The sequence below is a fragment of the Parabacteroides sp. AF18-52 genome (genome assembly GCF_003479145.1).
Lineage (GTDB): Bacteria > Bacteroidota > Bacteroidia > Bacteroidales > Tannerellaceae > Parabacteroides > Parabacteroides faecis.
The window spans coordinates 116,539-137,918 of sequence record NZ_QUGR01000012.1 but is presented as its reverse complement, the minus strand read 5'-3'; the positions used below and the strand labels follow the sequence as shown (position 1 = coordinate 137,918).

The 21,380-nt window shown below is 48.0% G+C and carries 19 protein-coding genes; 9 read left to right on the top strand and 10 right to left on the bottom strand.

Going from position 1 to position 21,380, the window contains the following annotated elements; genetic code table 11:
- Positions 1-39 precede the first annotated feature (39 nt).
- From DWX23_RS18520 to DWX23_RS18505, 4 genes are read right to left on the bottom strand one after another with little or no spacing between them, the layout of a single operon-like run.
- Entirely contained in the window at positions 40-1,314 is a 1,275-nt protein-coding gene (locus DWX23_RS18520; protein ID WP_122375528.1) for an ABC transporter permease, read from the bottom strand.
- A 10-nt stretch (positions 1,315-1,324) separates the two neighbouring features.
- Positions 1,325-2,632 (bottom strand): ABC transporter permease, encoded by a 1,308-nt coding sequence (locus DWX23_RS18515; protein WP_122375527.1) that lies wholly within the window; start codon positions 2,630-2,632, stop codon positions 1,325-1,327.
- A 45-nt stretch (positions 2,633-2,677) separates the two neighbouring features.
- A complete protein-coding gene (locus DWX23_RS18510) occupies positions 2,678-3,952 on the bottom strand; it encodes an FtsX-like permease family protein (RefSeq protein ID WP_122375526.1) in 1,275 nt (424 codons plus the stop codon).
- A 15-nt stretch (positions 3,953-3,967) separates the two neighbouring features.
- Positions 3,968-5,275, bottom strand: coding sequence for an ABC transporter permease (locus tag DWX23_RS18505; protein WP_122375525.1), 1,308 nt, complete (start codon positions 5,273-5,275; stop codon positions 3,968-3,970).
- 200 nt (positions 5,276-5,475) lie between these two features.
- Here DWX23_RS18505 and DWX23_RS18500 point away from each other — a divergent pair, with 200 nt between their 5' ends.
- Entirely contained in the window at positions 5,476-6,282 is an 807-nt protein-coding gene (locus DWX23_RS18500; RefSeq protein ID WP_122375524.1) for a DNA-binding domain-containing protein, read from the top strand.
- A 406-nt stretch (positions 6,283-6,688) separates the two neighbouring features.
- On the opposite strand, the gene DWX23_RS18495 is transcribed toward DWX23_RS18500, so the two are convergent.
- From DWX23_RS18495 to DWX23_RS18480, 4 genes are all read right to left on the bottom strand, one after another.
- Positions 6,689-7,354: an ABC transporter ATP-binding protein gene (locus tag DWX23_RS18495; RefSeq protein ID WP_122352306.1), complete on the bottom strand. Its 666-nt coding sequence runs from the start codon at positions 7,352-7,354 to the stop codon at positions 6,689-6,691.
- 349 nt (positions 7,355-7,703) lie between these two features.
- A complete protein-coding gene (locus DWX23_RS18490; RefSeq protein WP_122375523.1) occupies positions 7,704-8,966 on the bottom strand; it encodes an FtsX-like permease family protein in 1,263 nt (420 codons plus the stop codon).
- A gap of 22 nt (positions 8,967-8,988) precedes the next feature.
- Complete coding sequence (locus DWX23_RS18485; protein WP_122375522.1) at positions 8,989-10,260, bottom strand: ABC transporter permease; 1,272 nt, start codon at positions 10,258-10,260, stop codon at positions 8,989-8,991.
- A gap of 21 nt (positions 10,261-10,281) precedes the next feature.
- Positions 10,282-11,526, bottom strand: coding sequence for an efflux RND transporter periplasmic adaptor subunit (locus tag DWX23_RS18480; RefSeq protein WP_122352303.1), 1,245 nt, complete (start codon positions 11,524-11,526; stop codon positions 10,282-10,284).
- A gap of 181 nt (positions 11,527-11,707) precedes the next feature.
- Here DWX23_RS18480 and DWX23_RS18475 point away from each other — a divergent pair, with 181 nt between their 5' ends.
- Positions 11,708-12,547, top strand: coding sequence for a PepSY-like domain-containing protein (locus DWX23_RS18475; protein ID WP_122375521.1), 840 nt, complete (start codon positions 11,708-11,710; stop codon positions 12,545-12,547).
- 256 nt (positions 12,548-12,803) lie between these two features.
- On the opposite strand, the gene galB is transcribed toward DWX23_RS18475, so the two are convergent.
- A complete protein-coding gene (gene galB / locus DWX23_RS18470) occupies positions 12,804-15,311 on the bottom strand; it encodes a beta-galactosidase GalB (RefSeq protein WP_122375551.1) in 2,508 nt (835 codons plus the stop codon).
- 93 nt (positions 15,312-15,404) lie between these two features.
- On the opposite strand from galB, the gene DWX23_RS18465 reads away from it, so the two are divergent.
- Positions 15,405-16,709, top strand: coding sequence for an anaerobic C4-dicarboxylate transporter family protein (locus tag DWX23_RS18465; RefSeq protein ID WP_122352301.1), 1,305 nt, complete (start codon positions 15,405-15,407; stop codon positions 16,707-16,709).
- A 124-nt stretch (positions 16,710-16,833) separates the two neighbouring features.
- Positions 16,834-17,193 carry a co-chaperone YbbN gene (locus DWX23_RS18460; RefSeq protein WP_122352300.1) on the top strand — a complete coding sequence of 120 codons (360 nt, stop codon included), beginning with the start codon at positions 16,834-16,836 and terminating at the stop codon, positions 17,191-17,193.
- A 16-nt stretch (positions 17,194-17,209) separates the two neighbouring features.
- Here the strand turns inward: DWX23_RS18460 and DWX23_RS18455 are convergent, their stop codons facing one another.
- Positions 17,210-17,860: a DUF5715 family protein gene (locus DWX23_RS18455; RefSeq protein ID WP_122352299.1), complete on the bottom strand. Its 651-nt coding sequence runs from the start codon at positions 17,858-17,860 to the stop codon at positions 17,210-17,212.
- A gap of 106 nt (positions 17,861-17,966) precedes the next feature.
- Here DWX23_RS18455 and DWX23_RS18450 point away from each other — a divergent pair, with 106 nt between their 5' ends.
- The 5 genes from DWX23_RS18450 to ubiE all read left to right on the top strand — a co-directional run bounded on the left by DWX23_RS18450 (position 17,967) and on the right by ubiE (position 21,379).
- Positions 17,967-18,215 carry a hypothetical protein gene (locus tag DWX23_RS18450; RefSeq protein ID WP_122375550.1) on the top strand — a complete coding sequence of 83 codons (249 nt, stop codon included), beginning with the start codon at positions 17,967-17,969 and terminating at the stop codon, positions 18,213-18,215.
- Positions 18,179-18,514, top strand: a complete 336-nt coding sequence (locus tag DWX23_RS18445) for a type II toxin-antitoxin system RelE/ParE family toxin (protein WP_370450105.1) — start codon at positions 18,179-18,181, stop codon at positions 18,512-18,514. The genes DWX23_RS18450 and DWX23_RS18445 overlap by 37 nt, the downstream gene beginning before the upstream one ends.
- A 119-nt stretch (positions 18,515-18,633) precedes the next feature.
- On the top strand, positions 18,634-19,644 hold the full coding sequence (locus DWX23_RS18440) for a PhoH family protein (protein WP_122352297.1): 1,011 nt from the start codon (positions 18,634-18,636) through the stop codon (positions 19,642-19,644).
- A 13-nt stretch (positions 19,645-19,657) separates the two neighbouring features.
- Positions 19,658-20,608: a phosphoribosylaminoimidazolesuccinocarboxamide synthase gene (locus DWX23_RS18435; protein ID WP_122352296.1), complete on the top strand. Its 951-nt coding sequence runs from the start codon at positions 19,658-19,660 to the stop codon at positions 20,606-20,608.
- Positions 20,609-20,614: 6 nt separating this feature from the next.
- Positions 20,615-21,379, top strand: coding sequence for a bifunctional demethylmenaquinone methyltransferase/2-methoxy-6-polyprenyl-1,4-benzoquinol methylase UbiE (gene ubiE, locus DWX23_RS18430; RefSeq protein WP_122352295.1), 765 nt, complete (start codon positions 20,615-20,617; stop codon positions 21,377-21,379).
- The last annotated feature ends 1 nt before the right edge of the window (position 21,380 follow it).

Here is a 21,380-nt window from a genome sequence, read left to right as displayed (position 1 = left end):
GCGTCGTCTGCGTCCCCTAATATAGACTGTAAACAGGATTTACTCATAATGTAATGCTTCCGCCGGTTCCAGATGTGCCGCCTTGCGGGACGGATACCAGACAGCTAAAGTGATAATAACAGCCAATAATAGCCATGTCAGCAAGCTGACAAGCAACAGGCGACCGACAGTCACCTCCATGACTTCCGTGCTCAGCAGGCCGGCGAAGGCTACATTCACACAGATCAGCAAGGCAGGTACGGCAGTAATGGTCAGTATCATCAATCCTTCACCGATCAGCAACTGCTGCAGGCGGAGACGGGTAGAACCGACAGCCATGCGAATCCCCAGCTCGTTACGGCGGCGGTTCACACGGAACCAGAATGTCCCGATCACAGCCAAAAAGACATTGATCAGCAGGAAGAGGTTAATGGCAACGTCCAGCTTCTGCCCACCCGTATTCATCGAGGTAGCCAGATAGTTCGTACGTACATCGGGATAATATTGAACATTCGCCAGCCAGAAGTTTCCTGCCGCCAGCCGGTGTTTCATATCTTTTTTAAAACGGACGGCATATTCGGAAGCACTTTCCGCCGCGACATTCGGACGAACCCGGAAACAGATCTGCATCTTCCCCAGCTCCTGTTCACCCATCCTGAGGATACTCCGTTCCTTCATCTCTTTAAAGACAATCGAAGGCGGTTGACTGAACTCTTCGCGTTTCACAGCCCCCGTCACTCCCTTCACACGAAAACGAAAGGTATCATCCTGAAGGATAAGCAACTCCTCGCCGTCCACCTTCGTCGAACCGAAACATTCCATCGCCATCGGCTCACTGATAAGGATACCCTCCTGAATAGCAGATGCCAGCTCATCCGATGAACCACCATCAGCCGTATGTATATCGAATACACGAAAATAACCGGGTGTAACGTTGAAGTCAAAGGCATTCCGGAAAAGAGAATCCTTCTCCTGAAAGTAAGTTTCCGAATTGGACATATAGGTATAAGGCATCGAAGCGCCGTTCGCCATACCTACCACCTGCACGTCGGGATGTGCCTCCAACTGGCGGATGATACGCATGAAATCCTCTCCCGCCCCCTGGCTTCCCTTTTCGTAGGCAATATAGGAAGCGCTGCTTGAAGGACGCACTGCCAGCGTCACCTTATAGACATTTTCAAATGAATATTCCATCGGTTGCGCCTGTGTTATCCGGTTCATCATCATCCGGTCGACGGCGTACCAAAGCAGTACAAAGACGACAAGTAGTTCGATAAACACCCAGGTATTGCTGCGGCGTTGTGTCTTGATCAGTTTCAGTATATGTAACAGCATATCTATCTCTTTAATTGTGGTTTAATGACTCAGTTATATTCACACGGATCGCACGCCAGGCAGGGATCATCGACGACATCAGGTTCAATACGAAGCAAACCAGGAAGGCATAGCCGAACACGGCCGGACTCAACAGCATTCCGAATGTCAGTTCCGTCTGCACACTGCCCTGTATCATGGCAATGATACCCGGAGTAAGCAGCAACTGCTGGAAAAGCGCGACCATCCCATAAGAGACCAGTAGTCCAACCAATCCGCCCGGCAGCATCAGCAACAAGTTTTCTATCAATACCTGTGTCAACAGCCGGTTCTTACGTGCCCCGAAAGCCTTCCGCACACCCAGTTCGGAGATGCGATCCTGCATCCGTGAAGCGTTCAGTCCGGACAAGTTCAGAGCCGGGATCAGCATGAAAAGCAGGATCAGAAACAGGAGTATCAGATAAACCGCAGTCACGGAGCCGCCCATCACAAACTGGCGGACCACATGCGTCAGATGCGTCTCCACCCCATTCATCATACTTAGCTTTCCGTCGGCCAGGGTCGTATTATAACGGTCGATCATTTCTTCCAATTCATGGCTCACCTCATCGGCTCCCATCCCGTCGGCAGGTAGAATACAGACCGTCAGCAAGCCGACCGACACATCACGTTCGTCGGAAGCCGCCATAACCAGCGGTATGGAAGTATAAGGCATCCACATATCGGCATAAACGGACGGTGTCACGGCAGAGATATCCTTTACCACACCGCTGACGGAATATTCGGTATCATCGAGCAGGATGCTTTTTCCCGTCACACCGGTCGCCGTCGAAAAAATACGCCGTGCCAACGATTCGGAAACGACCACGCGGGGGAAACCCGACTGGAACTCCTCCTCACTAAACGGCTTCCCTTCGATAAAAGAAAAAGAAAAGAGGCGCCAGAAGCTATTGTTCGTCCCCATCACCTGCACCTTCTGCGGGTCGTCTCCGCCGGGAATCTGCACATAGGTATCACCATGAAGCAGGCTTGTAATGGCCGTGTTGGTCATCAGTGCCACCTCCTTCGCCGACTTCAACGGCATCAGGCATTCTTTAGCAGAACGGATGCCCCAGAAGAAAGTGGTGTTACTTTTACCCCGTTCATATTTCATCTGGTCGACATACAGATATTTGCCGCGATGCACTTCGGGAGCGATATCGGCGGTACGGATATGGTACACGATCGCCATGACCATCACCATCGAGATAGCCAGTCCGGTACCGATAATGTAGACCGCGCTGTAGAAGCGGTTCTGCTTCATCAGGTTCCAGGCTTGTTTGAAGTATTGTTTATACATGGTTCTATTCCTTTACTTTGTGTTTTTACTCATATTCTAAGACCGTTATTCATAGTGCAGGGCTTCGGCAGGTTCCAGATGCGACGCTTTGCGCGACGGATACCAGGTTGCCAGGATGATCGTTAATGCCAACGTCGCCCAGGTAATCAGGCTGACGACAAAGAAACGTAGCGTACCGGCAGGCATCACCGTAGCGGAAAGGAGATCCATCCAGACCAGGTTCGCACAGACCAGCAAGGCCGGGAGTGCGGCAAGTGTCAGCAGAACCACTCCCTCCCCGATCATCAGCGTCTGAATGCCCGAACGGGTGGAACCGACCGCCATACGTAATCCTAGTTCACTGCGCCGGCGGTTCACGCGGAACCAGAAAGTACCGATCACAGCCAGGAAGACGTTTACCAGGAAGAAAACACCCAGTGCGGAGAATAGCTTCCGGTTGTTGGTTTCCTTCGAGTTAGCCAGGAAGTCGGCACGTATATCCCGGTAACTTACCACGTCCGACACCCAATAATTCCCGGCTGTCAACTGACGTTTCATCTCTTTCAGGAACTGCTGTCCGTAGTCGGGAGAAGAGATCCCCGGACGCGTCCGGAATGTAACCTGTATCCGCGTAAAATCACTTTCACCCATTTTCCTCTGAAACAAAGGCAAATCCAAACGGGTAAAGAGTGTATTCTGATGTATCAGATCGTATTCATCGTTACGTAGCTGTTCTGTTACGGCCACTACATGCCTGGGTATCGAATCGCCATATCCATACAGTTCCGCTCCGATCACATCAGTACGTCCAAAAAGCTCTTCTGCTATTCCGGCAGAGATTGCCATATCTGTCGTGTTCAGCATATCCGGCAACTTCTTTCCCAGCTCCTCCGAAGACTCCCCTGTAGCCGAACGAATACCGAATACCCGTAAATAGCCGGGTGATACCAGCATAGACCGTACATCCAAATGAGTAGAATCCCTCCTTATCCCGTCTCCCATATTGGAGTGCGTATAAGGCAGCGAATAATACGATACCCCCACTACTTCCACATCCGGATGCCGCTCGATGCGTTCGATGATACGTTCGAAGTTATGCAACGGCTCCTCGCTTCCCTCCTCATACCGGATGAACGAAGGACTTTCCGCCGGGCGAATCGAAACGACTGCCTGATAAACATTATCCAGCTTGAAACCTATCGGACGGTTCATCTGAATACCCTGCATCAGGAAATAATCCGCCATGAACCACAGTACGACAAATACGACCAGCAGTTCTGCCAGCACCCAGCTATTGCTACGGAACTGTGCCTTAATCAATTTCAATATATGTGTTACCATTGTCTTATCGTTTTATTATCCGTTCAACGCATCTGTTATATTCACCCGGACAGCCCGCCATGCCGGGACCATCGAAGACAGCAGGTTCAGCACCAGACAGATAAGGAAAGCGTAAAAGAACACCTCCATATTCAACAGCATCCCCGGTGAAAGAGCTATCGTGTTGCCTGTCCCCATCTGCATCGCAAAGAATCCGGAAGACAACAGGATATTCCGGAAAAGAAACACCAGCACATACGAGAACAGCAACCCGGCTATTCCCCCCGGCAACATCAGTATCATATTCTCGGCAAATATCTGCGACAACAGGGTCGAACGCGATGCCCCGAAGGCCTTCCGTATGCCGACTTCCGGAATGCGGTCCTGCATATGCGACGTATTCAACCCCGACAGGTTCAACGCCGGGACCAGCAGGAAAAGCAGCAGTACGACAGCAAGAATGAAATAGGTTTGCTTCCTGTCCTTATAAAACAAGCTGCCGATCATATAATCCGCATAAGACACAGGCTTGCCGTATGTAACCTGCCCTCCGGCCAAACCCGTATTATAACGTTTCACCGACTCCGCCAATTCATCCGTCAGCGTACCGATATCTTTCGCGTCACGAAGCTGAATCTTAGCGATCAGAGGTCCGGCCGAACCCTCATCCTCACTCGTCATCTCTTTCATTATAGCATTCAAAGAAGAGTAAGGAACCCAAACTTCCGCATAGACATCGGAAGTAATGCCGGACACATCGGCCACTACCCCGCTTACGGTATATCTCGCCTCATTAATCAATAAGGTCTGCCCGGTCGCCTCGTTTTCCCCGAACAGGCGGCGGGCCAACGATCCGGCCAACACCACACGCGGAAGGCCAGACTCGAAATCTGCTTCGGTAAACGGTTTCCCCTCCCGGAAGTTAAACGAATAGACTTTCCAGAACTGGTCGTTGCACCCCAGCAGGTTGACCTTCGGCATTTCTTCATGCCCGGGAACCTGTACAAAAATATCCCCCAACATAAAACGTGTAATAGAGGGATCGGTAGTGACAGCCACCGCCTCAGGCGTCTTCAGGTTATAAATCACTTCCTTTAGGAACCGGGGACCGCAACTACTGTTCAACGAGCCTTTATCATCGTTCATCCGGTAAGAAACATATCTTACATAACATATCCGGTCACGGTGGACCTCCGGTGCAATATTGGCTGTCCGGATATGGTAAACCACCGCCATCACCATTACCATCGAAATGGCCAGTCCCGTACCGATGATATAAACGGTACTGAAGAAGCGGTTTTGCTTCATCAGGTTCCAGGCTTGTTTGAAGTATTGTTTATACATGGTGCTATATTATTTGTTTTGTTTCTGCAAAGGCAAATGCCGTGCCATAAATGTAACCAGCTGATAGTAAGCATGAATGCCAAATCCGGAAGTGTTCAATAACGAACAGTGCTCACGGTTTCGAACACTGCGGTGTCCGGTATGATATATTGTCCGGACATATTACCTATCTTTGCATTCAATAGTAACCTATAAGTCTTATGGATAAAGAACTTCCCCAATCGAAGATGACCGTCAAACCCGGTAAACTATTCGTCAACCTGACTAAAAGCCAGCTTCCCGGACAGGAACCGTTTTATAAAGGAACACTTCCCTTTCATCCTTCACTGACCCTCGAGGATATCGCCGAACGCGCAGTGAAGAATCGTTCTTCCTATTCGCACGGGACGCTCATTGCTTCCTTCCGCACGATGGTGGAAGAGATATATGGTGCCATCGAAGACGGCTTCAACGTCGACTTCGGACTGGGGCGGACAGAAATGACCGTCAAGGGCCGCTTCAAGACTGAATACGAGAAGTTCGACCGCGAACGGCATGCGATTTGCATCAAACTCCGTCCTTCGCCCCGGCTTAATCAACTGGCCGGTTGGTTTCCGGCGGAGGTCATCCCTTACTACCGCAACGCACCGCTACCCAACGAAGTCAGCATCCATAATGACTGCTACCGTCAACAGGAGGATCGCGAGTTCTGCGTTATCCCAGCCAACTATACTCTTCCGCTCTTCATTCATGGCAGCCGTCTCAAATTGATGGGCGATCATCCGGAAGTAGGCATCATCATCAGACAGGAAGAGGGCGAGAAAAAGTATTTCATCAATCCCCGGATGGTTTTTATCAATGAGTCGACACACCTGGCCTTTATGCTGCCCGAGCCGTTGACACCGGGCAGGTGGGTGGCGGAGGTGCATAGTCAGTACAATCCTAGCTACCGCCTCTATCAAAAGCCTCGTGTGGGGATGGTCACCCTTACTGTACTCGACACTACCGCATCGGGACGCGGCGACTAACTGTATCCGGGTGCGGATCTTCACCGCATCGGGATGCGGTAGTCTACTGCATCAGGGTGCGGCACTGCCTATCCTTAGGCTATCGACACTACTCTCTAACGGTGTCGGGGTAGTACACAGTCTCCATCAGTCTTGCCAGTGACACACCCCCTGCCCCCTCTCAAGAGGGGAAAGATTACTCCCGCCATTGAAACGGACGGCATCGGCCATCCTAAGGGAACGCGAAGCGTTCCGGGAAAGGCCTCAGCCGGTGAGCGTTAAACGAAGGTGAAAGACGAAGCGTCCGGAGGCTGTGCTGTTTGAGCGAAGCGAGTTCACAGACGACAGCGTAGTCTTTCACCGGAGTAGCGAAGCGAGTGCAGCCTTGATCTTTTGGTTACTTTTGGATCAAGCCAAAAGTAACGACCTATTGAACCTGGCGTCCGTCGAAGAAACGCACCGTACGGCTGGTTTGCTGTGCCTGTGCCTCGTTATGGGTAACCATTACTATGGTGCGTCCGTCTTCCTTGTTCAGTTTATGAAGTATCTCCATAACCTCGATACCCATCTTTGAGTCCAGGTTACCGGTCGGCTCATCCGCCAGGATGATCTCGGGATTACCGACGATCGCACGGGCAATGGCTACACGCTGGCACTGACCACCGGACAACTGGGTCGGGAAGTGACGCATACGGTGACTCAGACCGACCTTTTCGAGAACGGCTTCGGCTGCCTTGCGGCGTTCGGAGGAAGAGACGTTGCGGTAAAGTAACGGCAACTCCACATTATCCAGGACATTCAGGGAATTGATCAGGTGGAACGACTGGAAGACAAAGCCCAGCGTCTTATTACGGAAAGCTGCCAGTTGCTTGTCGTTCATATGGCTCGTATCCGTACCGGCAATTTCCACCATACCGCCTGTCGGAGCGTCCAGCAGGCCGATAATGTTCAATAAGGTCGATTTTCCACAACCGGATGGTCCCATGATGCTCAGGAATTCACCTTTCCGGATATCCAGATTTACATTTTCCAGAGCAACTGTTTCGATCTCCTTCGTGCGGTAGATCTTTTCGAGGTTTGTTAACTTGATCATGATGTTTGATATTTAATTGTTATTATTGATTAATTCGTTATTTACAAGTTTTAAGTTCTCTCTTTATCAAAGTCAGAGGTAACTATTCTCTTATCAATGTGACTTCGCAAATGCAGGTTCATTTGCCGTCTGCTTTAGCTGACGGTTTACAGTTGTTTCTCTCTCTTGGCTTCAGCCACATTTCTCTTCAATAGAGAGATTGTTTAAATGGGACTAAAGTCCAAAGAGATAAACCATTTACTTATCCGTCAGCTAAAGCAGACGGCAAATGAACCTGTAACTAGGCATGTCTTATTTATGACTGATGGCTTATACCTTGATAGGTTCACATCTTTCTATATTTATTTTCTTATTCATAATGTAGTGCCTCCGCCGGTTTCATCTTCATCGCTTTACGGATCGGGAACCAGATACCGAGGGTGATCATTCCTGCCATCAGCAGATAAGCCCCTCCAAAGGTCGCCGCGAACCGCCACCAGGTATACGGAAGACGATAGGTGTCAGGCATATCGAAGTAAAGCATATTGATGATGAATACCAGCAGGAAAGGGACAGTGAGAGCCAACAGGATAAGTCCTTCGAGGTTCATCAGGCGGCTGAGCTGACGACGGTTCGAGCCGAGAGCGACACGCAATCCCATCTCCCCCTGTCGTGCCTGCGTACGCAGCCAGAAGGTTCCGATGATACCGAAAAAGACGTTGATCAGCATGAAACCCACCAGGGCGGTCTTTTTCTTCATATTGTCTTCGCGGCTCTTCAGAATCTGGCTTCTCATTTCACTGAGCGGGACGACACTCGAAACGTAGACATTGTTAACCGTCAGCCGGTCTCCCATCCCTTGCAGGAGTGCTTCCATGTCTTCCGCCCGGAAACCGGGTTTCATTCGCACCAGGCAGTCGACAGCCTGCGGTTGATTCTCTTCAATTTCCCCGAGCAGCTGCTCCCGGGTGGGTATCTGGTAAAAGAAAGGTATGCTCTCTTTATATTCCGACTCGCGGACGGAACCGGAAACCGCCAGGACGAGCAGCTCATCCGAACTCTCGGGATGATACTTGACAAACTGCCCACGAGCCGAACCTTTCTCCCCGTAGAAAGCACGCTCCATATCGGCGGAAATAACGATCCCGGTTCGTTGTCCGATAAGCGTTGAAAGATCCTTTCCCTCTTTTTCTTTTATCCGCAATACGGTAAAATACTCAGGAGTGACGGTCGACTGTCGGAAACCTGCCTTGATAAACGTATCCGCATCTGCCCGGAAGAGTGTCGACCAGGAACGGTTCTCCGTATAGACACAGCCGACGTGGGACAATGAAACTTCTTCCACCTTGTCTTCCTGACGGATGTTGTCGACCAGACGCAGTACGTCCTCACCTTGTCGGGTGGTGAGTAACGAGTCTTCCACGTACCCCGAAGTACCCGGCATAATAACTCCCAACTGCACCTTATAAACATTATCGATATTGAAACCCAACGGTTGGTAGTAGGTGTACTTATCCACTAGCAGTGAATCCATCATGACCCATAGAATGCCGACTACAACCAGAAGTTCGGCAAAGATCCAGCCATTGCTGCGCCGTTGGTTCCAGATTATCTTTAGTACATGCTTTATCATTTTCGTTTCGTCTTTTATCTTGTTATTTATCTATCAAGTCTTCTCCTTTCAACGAGCCGGCTATCTGTTCATTGGCAATGCGCAGGGCAGGTATCCCAGCTGAGAGCAAGTTGAGCAACAAGCAGAATAACAAGGCGATGAAGAAGATACCGGGCTTAAACAGCATATCGCCTTGCAACGTCGTATCGGCATTGGGCAACAAGAAGTCGCGACAGACAGTCAGAAGCAGGAACGAAAGGATCAGGCCGATCACACCACCTAGCAGGGTCGTCACACTGTTTTCATAAAGAACCTGGCGTACAAGTGCACCGGAGGTTGCCCCGAATGCCTTACGAACTCCCATCTCCCCGCGGCGTTTCTGTACGGCCGATTGCGTCACGCCCATCAGGTTCAGCGCCGGAACGAGCAGTAGGAAAAGCAGCAGGCCACCCATCTCCGCGAGGAAATCTTTCAGTTCGACTTTGACCTGCCCGATTGTACCGATTGCCTTGTCGAAACGGGTAATCGGGTTATGGAAAAAATGAATCTCAGCTTCCTGCTTCGTTGAGTTATAACGAGCGATCTGTCCCTTCAGTTCTTGGCGGATGGCATCGAAGTCAGATGCATCACGAGCCAACAGGCAGGTATTGAAAGCACCCGACATATTCTCGAGGTATGCCATATTGAGTACCATCGGATTGGTCGTATAAGGTGTCCAGACTTGTCCGTAGGAAGAGTCGGAGGCACGGCTGACATCTTTCACCACCCCGCAAATCGTAAAAGGCTGACGGTCGATGATGACCGGCTTTCCTACTACCTGAGTCGTGCCATACAGCCCCCTCGCAACACTCTCGCAGACAACAGCCTGGTGAATGCCGGATGTGAAGTCTGCCTCCGTGAACGGCTTGCCTTCCAGAAAAGAGAAGGCGTAGACCTTCCAGAAACCCGGATCGGTATAAAAGATCTTATATGTCTTAAACATTTGCCTACCGGGCAACGACAAAGGGTATGACATCGTGAACCAGGCAGACACGGCTTCGGGCGTTTTCAACGAATAGAAGCATTCGCGGACAGCTTCGACAGACATGTTTCCTCTGCTCCAGCTGTTCTTAGTCTTTACTTCGGTTCCTTGTTCCACATAGAGCATCCGGTCGCGGTTCACCTCTGGTACAAAATTGGTCAGCTGTACCTGAAAGACCAGGATGACGATCATGATCATTGCGATAGACAGTGCCGTTCCGAGTATGGATATCACACTGATGAGAGGATTCTCACGCAGCATGCTCAGGGCTTGTTTTATATATTGTTTGATCATATTATTGTTGGGTAGGGACGGTTATTTGATTTTAAGCTTGTTCTTGTCCTTGTAGCTGCTCATGTCGGAGACGATGACTTCGTCGCCGGGCTGCAGGCCGCTGATCACTTCCACGTATTCGTAATTGCTGTCACCCAGCTGGACTTTGCGTTTCAGCAGTTGGTCGCCGTTGATGACGAACAGTTCGTATTCGCCTTTGCCAACGTAATAAGAGGCATTAGCGATACGCAAAACGTCGTCTTTTATTGCGTTCATCACATATACGTCTGTCTTCAGGCCGGAGCGGAGGCGGCGGTGGTTGTCTTCCTCCAACTGTACGGTAAAGGAGATGACGCCGTTCTTTGAAAGCGGGGTGACGTCGCTGACGGTACCTTCCAGCTTATCGCTGCCGATCTTAACGACCGCCTTACTGCCTGCGGCGATACGGTCGCCATACGTGTCGGCTATCTCTCCTTCGATCTTGAAATGGGACAGGTCGGAGACGATGGCGACTTTCGTTCCCTGTGGCACCTGGGCACCGATCTCGTTGTTCACATACGTCAGGATAGCCTTACGCGGCGAACGAATCTGGGCATCGTCGAGGGTACGTTTCGTTTCGGAAAGACCTTTGCGGAAGATATTGAGGTCGAGCTCTTTTACCTTCAGGTCAGCCTCGGAAAGGGCTTGTTCGTTGATGTATTTCTGTTCGTCTTCCTTCAGTTTGAGCTGGCTGACGTTGAAATCGAGTTCTACCTGGCGCACTTTGTCGGTTGTTCCGGCACCGAGGCTGTCGAGATAGCGTTCGTTACGGAGTTCCACGGCTTTCCGGTCGAGTTCCATGCGGGACACTTTCAGTTTCATTTCCATTTCAGACAGCTTGCTTTGGTTGGTGACTTTCAGCTTTTCCAGTTCCAGGCGTTTCATCTGTTCTTCATCCAGCAGTTTGTTGTATTCGGTTTCTGCACTTTGCAGGTCCAGTTTCAGGATGGGGGTACCGACATCCACGGAGTCACCGCCTTTTTTATAGATCTCGACGATGCGGGAATTGATCGGTGAGTTGATTATTTCTTCAAAGGCGGGAATCACTTTCCCGGATGCGCTGACCGATACTTCGATCACCCCTTTATCCACTTTCGAAATAGTAATGTCTTTACGATTCAGGCTGGTTTGCAGAAAAGAGATGACAACGGCAACGACGAGAACGATGCTCCCTACCCCTGCCCCGATCTTGATGATCTGTTTGCGTTGTTCTTTTCTCCGAACCTCTTTCGATATCTCTCTGTCCATATTTAGTATTGTTTTTATTTTCTGTCCTCCTAGGGGCAAACTCCGTGCCAAAAAGCTAAACAGCTGATTATGTGCAAAAAGGAAGGATGAATGTGTGTTCAATATCGGACAGTGTGTTCGGTTTTACGGAAAACATTCCAGGTATGACGGTTGTTCTTATTACCATTAAAACAGTAAACGTATGAATGCTAAAACAACACTTTTCACACTCTTCGCGGGTTTAGCCATCCTGCTGGCTGGTTGCGACAATAACGACGATGATCACAAAGATGCAATCGAACCGACCGAACCGGTTATGCAGGCTTTCAACAAGAAATATCCGAATGCCTCCAACCCGATCTTTACGATAGAGGGTAATTACTACGTAGCGGAATTCACGAACAACGGTGTCTCTACCGAAGCGTGGCTAACCGAACAGGGCAAGTGGATGATGGACAAAGCGGATACACCTTTCAACCAGCTTCCGGAAGCGGTGACCGCCGCATTCGATAACGGACTTTATGCCGGTTGGAAAGTGGATGATTCCTATACGATCAACCGGGATAGTATGGCAGTCGTTTATAAGATCGATGCCGAAAAAGGGAACAGTGATATGGATCTGTATTACTCCCCGTACGGCAATCTTATCAAGGCTGTAAATAACGAAGGGAATGAGGATGCCCCGATCGTGATACCGGCAGAGGTACATACATTGATGGCATTCACCTTTGCTACCTGCGACTTGCTGGATATACAGAGTAATGCCGACGGGTATATCCTGAATATGCTGGATGGAAAGGTGTACAAGATTACTCAGTTGAATAAGAATTATTTATGGCAAAGCACTTCCTACCAGATCGCGGAGCAGAATGTACCGGAGATCATCATGGATAGTTTCCAGTCTACGGGCTATGTCGGAGATACGATTGAATCAATCCTGGTAAAGATCGATGCAAACGGCACATTCTATACCTTTACCGTCGATCACAATGGGCAGAGCACAGAGGTTACGTTCGATGCGATCGGAAATATCGTACAATGAGTAAGGTTCGTATTTAGAAAGAATTGAGCCAATGTTGCAATAATAGAAAATATTGAACCCAAATGACAGGTTTTGTAGGGGCGGGGTTTACCCGCCCTTTGCGACAATAATATAACAACCGATGGAGAAGGGCAGGCAGACCCCGCCCCTACCAACGACACGACATTCAAAACTGATAATATCCGAATCTATCCATAAAAAAATCCCCTTCGCAGAATGATGTGCGAAAGGGATTTTCTCTATACATTAAATAATCTTATCTACTTATCAACTCGATCCGTGCGCTCTTGACTCCCGGTGAAGAAGCTTCGAAGTAGATCGTTCCCGGAGTCTCTTCCGTTTGTACGATGGCGGTCAGCTGTCCGCTGAACAGTTTCATCTGTGGAGCCTGGAAAGATTCGAGGCTTGCCGAATTACCGTTGGCAGCCGCTTTATATGTACCGGCTCCACGAACATTGAACTTGATCTGGTTGGTGGCATCCGGACAAAGGTTTCCGTTCTTATCTACTACCCGCACATTGATGAAAGACAAGTCTTTGCCATCGGCTGTCAGATTATTGCGATCAGCAGAAAGCTCGATATGATGAGGTTTACCGGCTGTATGTACTTCCTCTTCGGCAACAGCGTTTCCATCCTTATCGTAAGCAATCACTTTCAGCGTACCCGGCTCATATTTGGTATCCATCCACATCAGGCGATAGCGTTTCTGACGTTCGAAACTCTTCTGAGCTGCTTCGGTATAACTGCTGTCGATGTCGATGCTCAGATCTTTCGTACGTTTGCCCTGGCTCTTTCCGTTGATGAACAGCTCGGCAGAAGGATAGTTGGTGTAAACGAACACCGGAGTCACTTCACCTTCACGTCCCGGCCATGTCCAGTGAGGCAAGACATGTAACGTCTTTTCAGCCTTGTTCCAATGACTGCGATACAGATAGTAGCGGTCCTTTGGAATACCGGCCAGGTCAATGATACCGAACAGGGAACTATGGCTCGGCCAGTTGGTATAATACGGAGTCGGTTCACCCAGATAGTCGAAACCGGTCCATACGAACTCGCCGATACAATAAGGCAGGTCTTCATGCTGGATGAAATCGTCTTCCGGCAAGTTTGACCAGCCGCAATGCTCTACGTCGTAAGAAGAACTCTGATGATCGTCGTAGACAGCCATCGCCTTGCGTTCAACCGGGAATTTATAGACACCGCGTGAACTTACCGTTGAAGCCGTCTCACTTCCCAGAATAATTTCCTGCGGTAGTTTCTTGTAATTAACCTGATATCTGAACGGACGGTAGTTGAAACCGGCAACCTCCATTACCGCAGCAAAGTTATTGTTTACGACAGCATCCGGCGCATCCATACCCTGCGTTACCGGGCGAGTCGGGTCTTCCCGGTGGCAGATGTCCTGCAGGAAGCGGGCGATCTTGGCATCTCCTTCAATCCACTGGTTCGGAACTTCATTTCCGATACACCACATCACCACACTCGGGTTATTACGGAAATGGTGAACCAGGTTTACCATATCTTTTTCCGCCCATTCATCGAAGAAGAGATTGTAGCCGTTCTTACATTTAGCGACATTCCACTCGTCGAAGCTTTCAGCCATCAGCATCATACCCATCTCATCACAAGCCTTCACCAGTTCAGGGGCAGGCATGTTGTGGGAAGTACGGATCGCATTACACCCCATCTCTTTCAGGATACGGATTTGGCGACGGATAGCGGCATCATTCACGGCTGCCCCCAACGGCCCCAGGTCATGGTGGTTACATACGCCTTTGAACACGGTCTTTTCACCGTTCAGGAAAAAGCCTTTACCCGGAATGATCTCGATAGAACGGATACCGAACGGGGTCGTGTATTCGTCTTTCAACTCGGTTCCGTTCCGGTACAAACGGCTTTCTGCCACATACAGGGCCGGCATATCCGGTGACCAAAGTGTCGGAGTATGAACAATAAACTCCTGGTCGACCGAACCGTTATTATATTTAATGTCGGTCAATGGAAGCATTGTCTCTACCAGCATCTGTCCGTTCGGATTACGAAGGCTTGTTTTTACTGCATATTGTTTCGGGTCAGCTCCTGCCGGCAGGTTCACCTTCGTGTTTACATTCACTTTGGCAAATTCTTTCTTTACGATAGGAGTTGTCACATACGTTCCCCAAACAGGGATATGTGCATCTTCCGTAACAATCACATGCACGTTACGATACAGACCGGCTCCGGGATACCAGCGGGATGATTCCGGCAGGTTTTCCAGACGGACAGCCAATGTATTTTTCTGTCCCGGTTTCAGATACTTCGTAATATCGAAATGAAACGAGTTATATCCGTAAGGCCAATACCCTACTTCTTCTCCGTTAATATACACTTTCGCATGGCTCATCGCTCCATCGAACAGGATGGATGCTTTTTTACCTTCAGCGAACTGGGGGACTTCAAACTCGGTACGGTACCAACCGACACCAACAAAAGGCAAACCGCCTGTACGTCCGGCGTGTTCCATTGCCTCTTTCTGGCCATCCTGTGAAATGGCTACTTCCTGCTTGTCGTTCTGGGAACTGAACGGACCGTATATCGCCCAATCGTGAGGGACTGTCACCGATTGCCATTTACTGTCGTCGAAAGCGGGTTTGATAAAGTCGGGGTTATCCTCACGGGTGAACTTCCAGTTTTTCTCCAGAAGGAACTCACTGCGTACTTGTGCTGAAAGGTTGGTCAGCAGTCCGAATAACGCGACTAAAATAACTAAATTGAATCTTTTCATGCGCATTTTAATGTTTTTGTAGTTCTTAGCGCAGCAAAAATAGCTAAATTTGCAGCTTTCACAAACTAAATCTACAATAACAAGTTACTGAATATGTTAATTCAACTAGCGTTTGTACTAATTGCAATTATAATCGGAGCCCGTCTTGGTGGTATCGGGCTTGGTGTTTTAGGTGGACTCGGGCTTGCCGTACTGACTTTTGTCTTCGGGCTCGAACCAACTTCTCCTCCTATCGACGTAATGTTGATGATCGTAGCCGTCATCGCTGCAGCCAGTTGCATGCAGGCAGCCGGTGGCCTGGACCTGATGGTGAAATGGGCAGAAAAACTTCTTCGTAAGAATCCTTCCAAAATTACAATATTAAGTCCGCTGGTTACCTATGTTTTCACATTCATTGCCGGGACAGGACATGTAGCCTACTCGGTTTTACCGGTTATCGCGGAAGTGGCGACCGAAACGAAAATACGTCCGGAACGCCCGCTGGGTATTGCCGTGATCGCTTCACAGCAGGCTATTACAGCCAGTCCGATCTCTGCTGCTACCGTGGCTCTGTTGAGTATGCTGGTAGGACAAGGGTTCAATGTGACTCTATTCGATATTCTGATGATCTCCGTGCCTTGTACGCTGGCAGGTGTGCTGGCTGGTGCTTTCTATTCCCTACGTGTCGGTAAAGAGCTGGAAGACGATCCTGAATTCAAAAGACGTATTGCTGAAGGAGAATTCACAACCCAGAAGTATGAGTTGAAAGATGTAAAGAATCAGAAAGCGGCCGGCTGGTCGGTCATCATATTTATCCTGGCGACTATCGGTATCATCCTGTTCGGTTCTATCGAAAGTATCCGTCCGACATTCAACGGCCAGTCTCTGTCGATGGCTTACATTATCGAGATATTGATGTTATCGGCTGCTGCCATCATCCTACTGGCAACCCGGACGGACGGGATCAAAGCCGTTCAGGGTTCGGTTTTTTCTGCCGGTATGCAGGCTGTTGTCGCCATCTTCGGTATTGCCTGGATGGGCGACACTTTTATCGGCGGGAATATGGCGGAGCTGAAAGGCTCGATTGAACAGATCGTTACCGAAATGCCTTGGTTATTCGGGATCGCCCTGTTTCTGATGTCTATTCTGCTGTTCAGCCAGGCAGCAACCGTACGTGCTTTGCTTCCTTTAGGATTGGCGCTGGGAATATCTCCTTATATGTTAATCGCCCTCTTCCCTGCCGTAAACGGTTACTTTTTCATACCGAATTATCCGACAGTCGTAGCTGCGATCAATTTTGACCGTACAGGAACTACCCATATCGGGAAATATATCCTGAATCACTCTTTTATGATCCCCGGATTGATCGCAACCGGAGTTTCTGTATTGCTTGGACTACTTCTTATACAATTATTTTAAGGATAGTCGGCAGTAACTTTTAAAACGGACATACGGAAAAATTGACAAGTATATTAGCCATATTGCTATGTCATCGATTCTTTATCCTGTGTAACTTTGCACTGTAAATAAAAACAATAAGCATATGAAACCAGTAGAATTGACAAAAGCAGATTTCATTCAGAAAGTAGGTAATTTCGAAGCTGACCCGAAAGATTGGAAATATATAGGAGATAAACCTTGTATCGTAGATTTCCAGGCACCATGGTGTGGTTACTGCAAACGTTTGGACCCGATATTGGATGAATTCGCCGAAACGTATGACGGAAAACTGGATATCTATAAAGTAAATGTAGACGATGAGGAAGCTTTGGAAACGGCATTCAACATCCGTACTATCCCTACACTCCTTATCTGCAAACCAGACGGGACAAAAGAATTCATGCTTGGAACAATGCCCAAGCACGAGTTAAAAAAGATCATTGAAGAAAATATCCTGAAATAAGAGTCATTACACTCCGTTATTTACGGACTGTAATATGGAAACAGCCTTGCTTGCGTTCGTGCTTGATATAACAACGTTCAGCCTTTCGCTGATCGCGGAGCACAGACGCAAGTACCATTTTCAGACGGTCGCTATCGATATTCAAGGTATCCTTTTCGTCTATTTTGGTATAACGAACCCAGGAAATATCAAAGGTTGTTCCGTAACGATGAGCAGAATTCATAGAAGCGTTATAGTTGCGTTTTCCTAATTTCTTCACGTCATCGACTGTACGGGTAACGCTTGTCACTTTTATTTTATAAATGGAAGCATTCAGGTTATAAAGGGAATCCTGGAAATTCCGTCCGATATCTTCCAGCAATGTAGCAGCTTCGGGGATCAGATAAGGGATGGAATGTTTCAATTCTTCCACTTCATAATAATCGCAGGTCTTGATCTCCTTCATTTTCTTAGAGGCATGTTCGGCATCATCCCGATTACTGATAGGTTCTATTCCTATTTTCTGTGCTACCGCCAGTTGAACATCATTCAAGTCATTAAAGTCCCGGTTATAACTACCATTATACCAAATGGTTTTCAACTCACCCCGCTTTTCCTTGCAAGAAGAAAAAGCACAAACAGCCATCAATACGGCCAGTAAACTTATTGTATTTATAAATAATTTCATCCCTTTTGATTTTGGGAAACAAAAATAAGAAAAATAACAGACTTAACAGGACAAGAGAAAAAAGATTTCGTACTTTTGTAAACAGTATAAATAAAAGAATATGGATATGAGTACTTTAGAACTAAAACTTTCACTGATTGAACAATTAAAGCAAATCGATGACGAGCAGTTGTTGCATAAGATCAAAAATCTTATCAGCCAGCACACAGGCAAGAAAGTCGAACGCCTGCCAGCACAAATGACGGTAGATGAGCTGAAAGAGGTGTTGAAAAAATCTATAGAAGAATCCAAACAAGGGTTAGGTATGACTTCCGATGAATTACGAAAAAGACACCCTCTATACCAACAAGATTAAAGTGGTTACCACAAGCTATTACCTTACTTGAAAATATTTACGATTATTACAGTAAGAAGAGCGAATGCTCTGCCGTTCGCTTATATAACAGAATTATTGATTCTGCCGACTTGTTAAAGACATTTCCTCACGCAGGACCTCTCGAACCTTCATTAAAGGATTTTCCACAAAACTTTCATTCGTTTGTTGTCGAAAAACATTACAAGCTGATCTATACGATCAGTCCCGACCTCATCGAAATACATGCCATATGGGATTGCAGGCAAGACGACTGGAAGCTTAAAGAAATGTTCCGATAGTTATATCTCAAAAAAAAGCCCGAATCTATTTAGGAGACAAAGAATATTACTAATTTTGCGTACCTAAATAATAGATGGGATAAAAACATAAAAATTATAAAGAAAAAGGAAAAGAACGGATGATAGAACGAATATATATTCTGGAAAGTGTAGACCCGGTTATTTTTTACGGAGTGAACAATGCGAACATGCAGCTTATCAAAACACTGTTTCCCAAGCTTCGCATCGTTGCCCGAGGAAATGTGATGAAAGTAATCGGAGACGAAGATGAATCCGAACTGTTCCTGAAGAAAATCCGGGAAGTTGAGAAATACTGCGAAGAGTTCAATTCCCTGACAGAAGATGTCATACTCGACATTATTAAAGGCAAAGCCCCGACTGTCGTTAAACAGGAGAACCTGATCATTCATGGGATGAACGGTAAGGCGATCGTTGCCCGTACCGAAAACCAGCAATTACTGGTGAAGGCATTCGAAAATAACGACCTGGTATTTGCCACCGGCCCGGCCGGAACAGGTAAGACATTCGTAGCCATCGCCCTGGCCGTAAAAGCATTAAAGAACAAAGAAATAAGAAAGATCATCCTAAGTCGTCCCGCCGTCGAAGCCGGCGAGAAGCTGGGATTCCTTCCGGGAGAAATGAAAGACAAGCTCGATCCGTACCTCCAGCCGTTGTACGATGCCCTGCAGGATATGATACCGGGAGCGAAACTCAAAGAGTATATGGAAAATAATGTGATTCAGATTGCCCCGCTGGCTTTTATGCGCGGACGTACGCTGAACGATGCCGTTATTATCCTCGATGAAGCACAAAATACGACTACGCACCAGATCAAGATGTTCCTCACCCGCCTGGGTATGAACGCTAAAATGATTATTACCGGTGACGTAACGCAAATCGACCTTCCCCCCACAGCAACTTCCGGACTCGTGCAGGCCATGCAGATACTGAAAGGCGTAAAAGGGATCGGCAAAATTGAATTCGATAAGAAAGATATCGTACGACATAAACTGGTGCAACGTATAGTGGAAGCGTACGACAAATTCGACGATAAACGACGCAGTGAGACAAAGGCCCACTCGCCTAAAACAACAATAGAAAAGAACAACAAACTATCAGAAAACAATTAAAAATAAATTGGTCATGAAGAAGGCGTTAGTTAAAACAGATTACAATTTCCCGGGACAAAAGAGTGTCTATCATGGTAAAGTACGCGACGTGTACAATATCAATGACGAAGTATTGGTGATGGTCGCAACCGACCGTATTTCAGCTTTCGACGTAGTATTGCCGGAAGGTATTCCTTACAAAGGCCAGATGTTGAACCAGATTGCTGCCAAATTCCTTGACGCGACCACCGACATTTGCCCGAACTGGAAAATGGCTTCACCCGACCCAATGGTTACCGTTGGTGTGCAGTGCGAAGGTTTCCCTGTTGAAATGATCGTACGCGGTTACCTTTGCGGTAGCGCATGGCGTGCTTACAAAAGCGGTGTACGCGAAATCTGTGGTGTGAAACTGCCGGAAGGTATGCGCGAAAACCAGCGTTTCCCGGAACCTATCATCACCCCGACAACGAAAGCTGCCATCGGTGCTCACGACGAAGATATCTCCAAAGAAGAAATCCTGAAACAGGGACTTGTTTCTGAAGCCGACTACGCCGTTCTTGAAAAATATACAATGGAGCTCTTCAAACGTGGTACAGAGATCGCAGCCGGACGCGGACTGATCCTGGTCGACACCAAATATGAATTCGGTCACCGTGACGGTAAGATCTACCTGATCGATGAGATTCATACACCGGACTCTTCCCGTTATTTCTATTCAGAAGGTTACGAAGACCGTTTCGCCAAAGGTGAACCGCAGAAACAGCTGTCTAAAGAATTTGTTCGCGAATGGTTGATGGATAACGGCTTCCAGGGTAAAGCAGGCCAGGTAGTTCCTGAAATGACTCCGGCTATCGTCGAAGGTATCAGCGACCGTTACATTGAGTTATTCGAACACATCACCGGCGAAAAATTCGTGAAAGGCGATACAGACGACTTGCTTGCACGTATCGAAAAGAACGTTACAGATTATCTGAACAATAAATAAGAATATATGAAGTACGGTTCGGAACAGATTTTACCTTACAACAGGGAAGAACAAAAGAGCACACAAGTCAGACGTATGTTCGACTCGATTGCAGGCACCTATGATCTGCTGAACCATACGCTCTCGTTCGGAATTGATAAAATATGGCGCAGGAAAGGCATTGCTTTCCTGCGTCCTTTTTCTCCGAAGTCGATACTGGATATCGCAACCGGAACAGGTGACCTGGCCATCTCCATGCAAAAGAAACTGAAGGCAGACCGGATCATCGGCGCCGACATTTCGGAAGGCATGATGCAGGTCGGACGTGAAAAAGTAGCCCGTGCCGGTCTTTCGGAGCATATTTCGTTCGAACAACAAGACTGTACGGCGCTCACTTATCCGGACAATTCGTTCGATGCCGTTACTGCCGCATTCGGAGTACGTAACTTTGAAAATATAGAACAAGGAATAGCAGAGATGTTCAGGGTCCTGAAACCCGGTGGCCATCTCATGATCCTGGAGCTTTCCACCCCGGAACATTTTCCGATGAAACAGCTCTACCGCATTTATTCAAAGACGATCATTCCATTTATAGGCCGGTTGTTCTCAAAGGAAAAAGCGGCATACAGTTATTTACCGGAATCCATCAAGGTCGTTCCTCAAGGAAAGGTTATGGAGAAACTACTCGCACGGCAAGGTTTTGCACAGGCGAAAGCACGTACCTTTACCTTTGGGATTTGTTCATTATATACAGCCAGTAAGGACAGTTCGCGAACTGCCCCTACAATTTAAA

Bases quoted from the DNA above. Each gene is read 5' to 3' on its own strand.
- DWX23_RS18465 (WP_122352301.1), top strand. From the start codon at position 15,405: ATGTTAATTCAACTAGCGTTTGTACTAATTGCAATTATAATCGGAGCC.
- galB (WP_122375551.1), bottom strand. From the start codon at position 15,311: ATGAAAAGATTCAATTTAGTTATTTTAGTCGCGTTATTCGGACTGCTG.
- DWX23_RS18455 (WP_122352299.1), bottom strand. From the start codon at position 17,860: ATGAAATTATTTATAAATACAATAAGTTTACTGGCCGTATTGATGGCT.
- DWX23_RS18505 (WP_122375525.1), bottom strand. From the start codon at position 5,275: ATGTATAAACAATACTTCAAACAAGCCTGGAACCTGATGAAGCAAAAC.
- DWX23_RS18435 (WP_122352296.1), top strand. From the start codon at position 19,658: ATGAAGAAGGCGTTAGTTAAAACAGATTACAATTTCCCGGGACAAAAG.
- DWX23_RS18440 (WP_122352297.1), top strand. From the start codon at position 18,634: ATGATAGAACGAATATATATTCTGGAAAGTGTAGACCCGGTTATTTTT.
- DWX23_RS18485 (WP_122375522.1), bottom strand. From the start codon at position 10,260: ATGATCAAACAATATATAAAACAAGCCCTGAGCATGCTGCGTGAGAAT.
- DWX23_RS18495 (WP_122352306.1), bottom strand. From the start codon at position 7,354: ATGATCAAGTTAACAAACCTCGAAAAGATCTACCGCACGAAGGAGATC.
- DWX23_RS18480 (WP_122352303.1), bottom strand. From the start codon at position 11,526: ATGGACAGAGAGATATCGAAAGAGGTTCGGAGAAAAGAACAACGCAAA.
- DWX23_RS18510 (WP_122375526.1), bottom strand. From the start codon at position 3,952: ATGGTAACACATATATTGAAATTGATTAAGGCACAGTTCCGTAGCAAT.
- DWX23_RS18450 (WP_122375550.1), top strand. From the start codon at position 17,967: ATGAGTACTTTAGAACTAAAACTTTCACTGATTGAACAATTAAAGCAA.
- DWX23_RS18500 (WP_122375524.1), top strand. From the start codon at position 5,476: ATGGATAAAGAACTTCCCCAATCGAAGATGACCGTCAAACCCGGTAAA.
- DWX23_RS18490 (WP_122375523.1), bottom strand. From the start codon at position 8,966: ATGATAAAGCATGTACTAAAGATAATCTGGAACCAACGGCGCAGCAAT.
- DWX23_RS18475 (WP_122375521.1), top strand. From the start codon at position 11,708: ATGAATGCTAAAACAACACTTTTCACACTCTTCGCGGGTTTAGCCATC.
- DWX23_RS18460 (WP_122352300.1), top strand. From the start codon at position 16,834: ATGAAACCAGTAGAATTGACAAAAGCAGATTTCATTCAGAAAGTAGGT.
- ubiE (WP_122352295.1), top strand. From the start codon at position 20,615: ATGAAGTACGGTTCGGAACAGATTTTACCTTACAACAGGGAAGAACAA.
- DWX23_RS18515 (WP_122375527.1), bottom strand. From the start codon at position 2,632: ATGTATAAACAATACTTCAAACAAGCCTGGAACCTGATGAAGCAGAAC.
- DWX23_RS18520 (WP_122375528.1), bottom strand. From the start codon at position 1,314: ATGCTGTTACATATACTGAAACTGATCAAGACACAACGCCGCAGCAAT.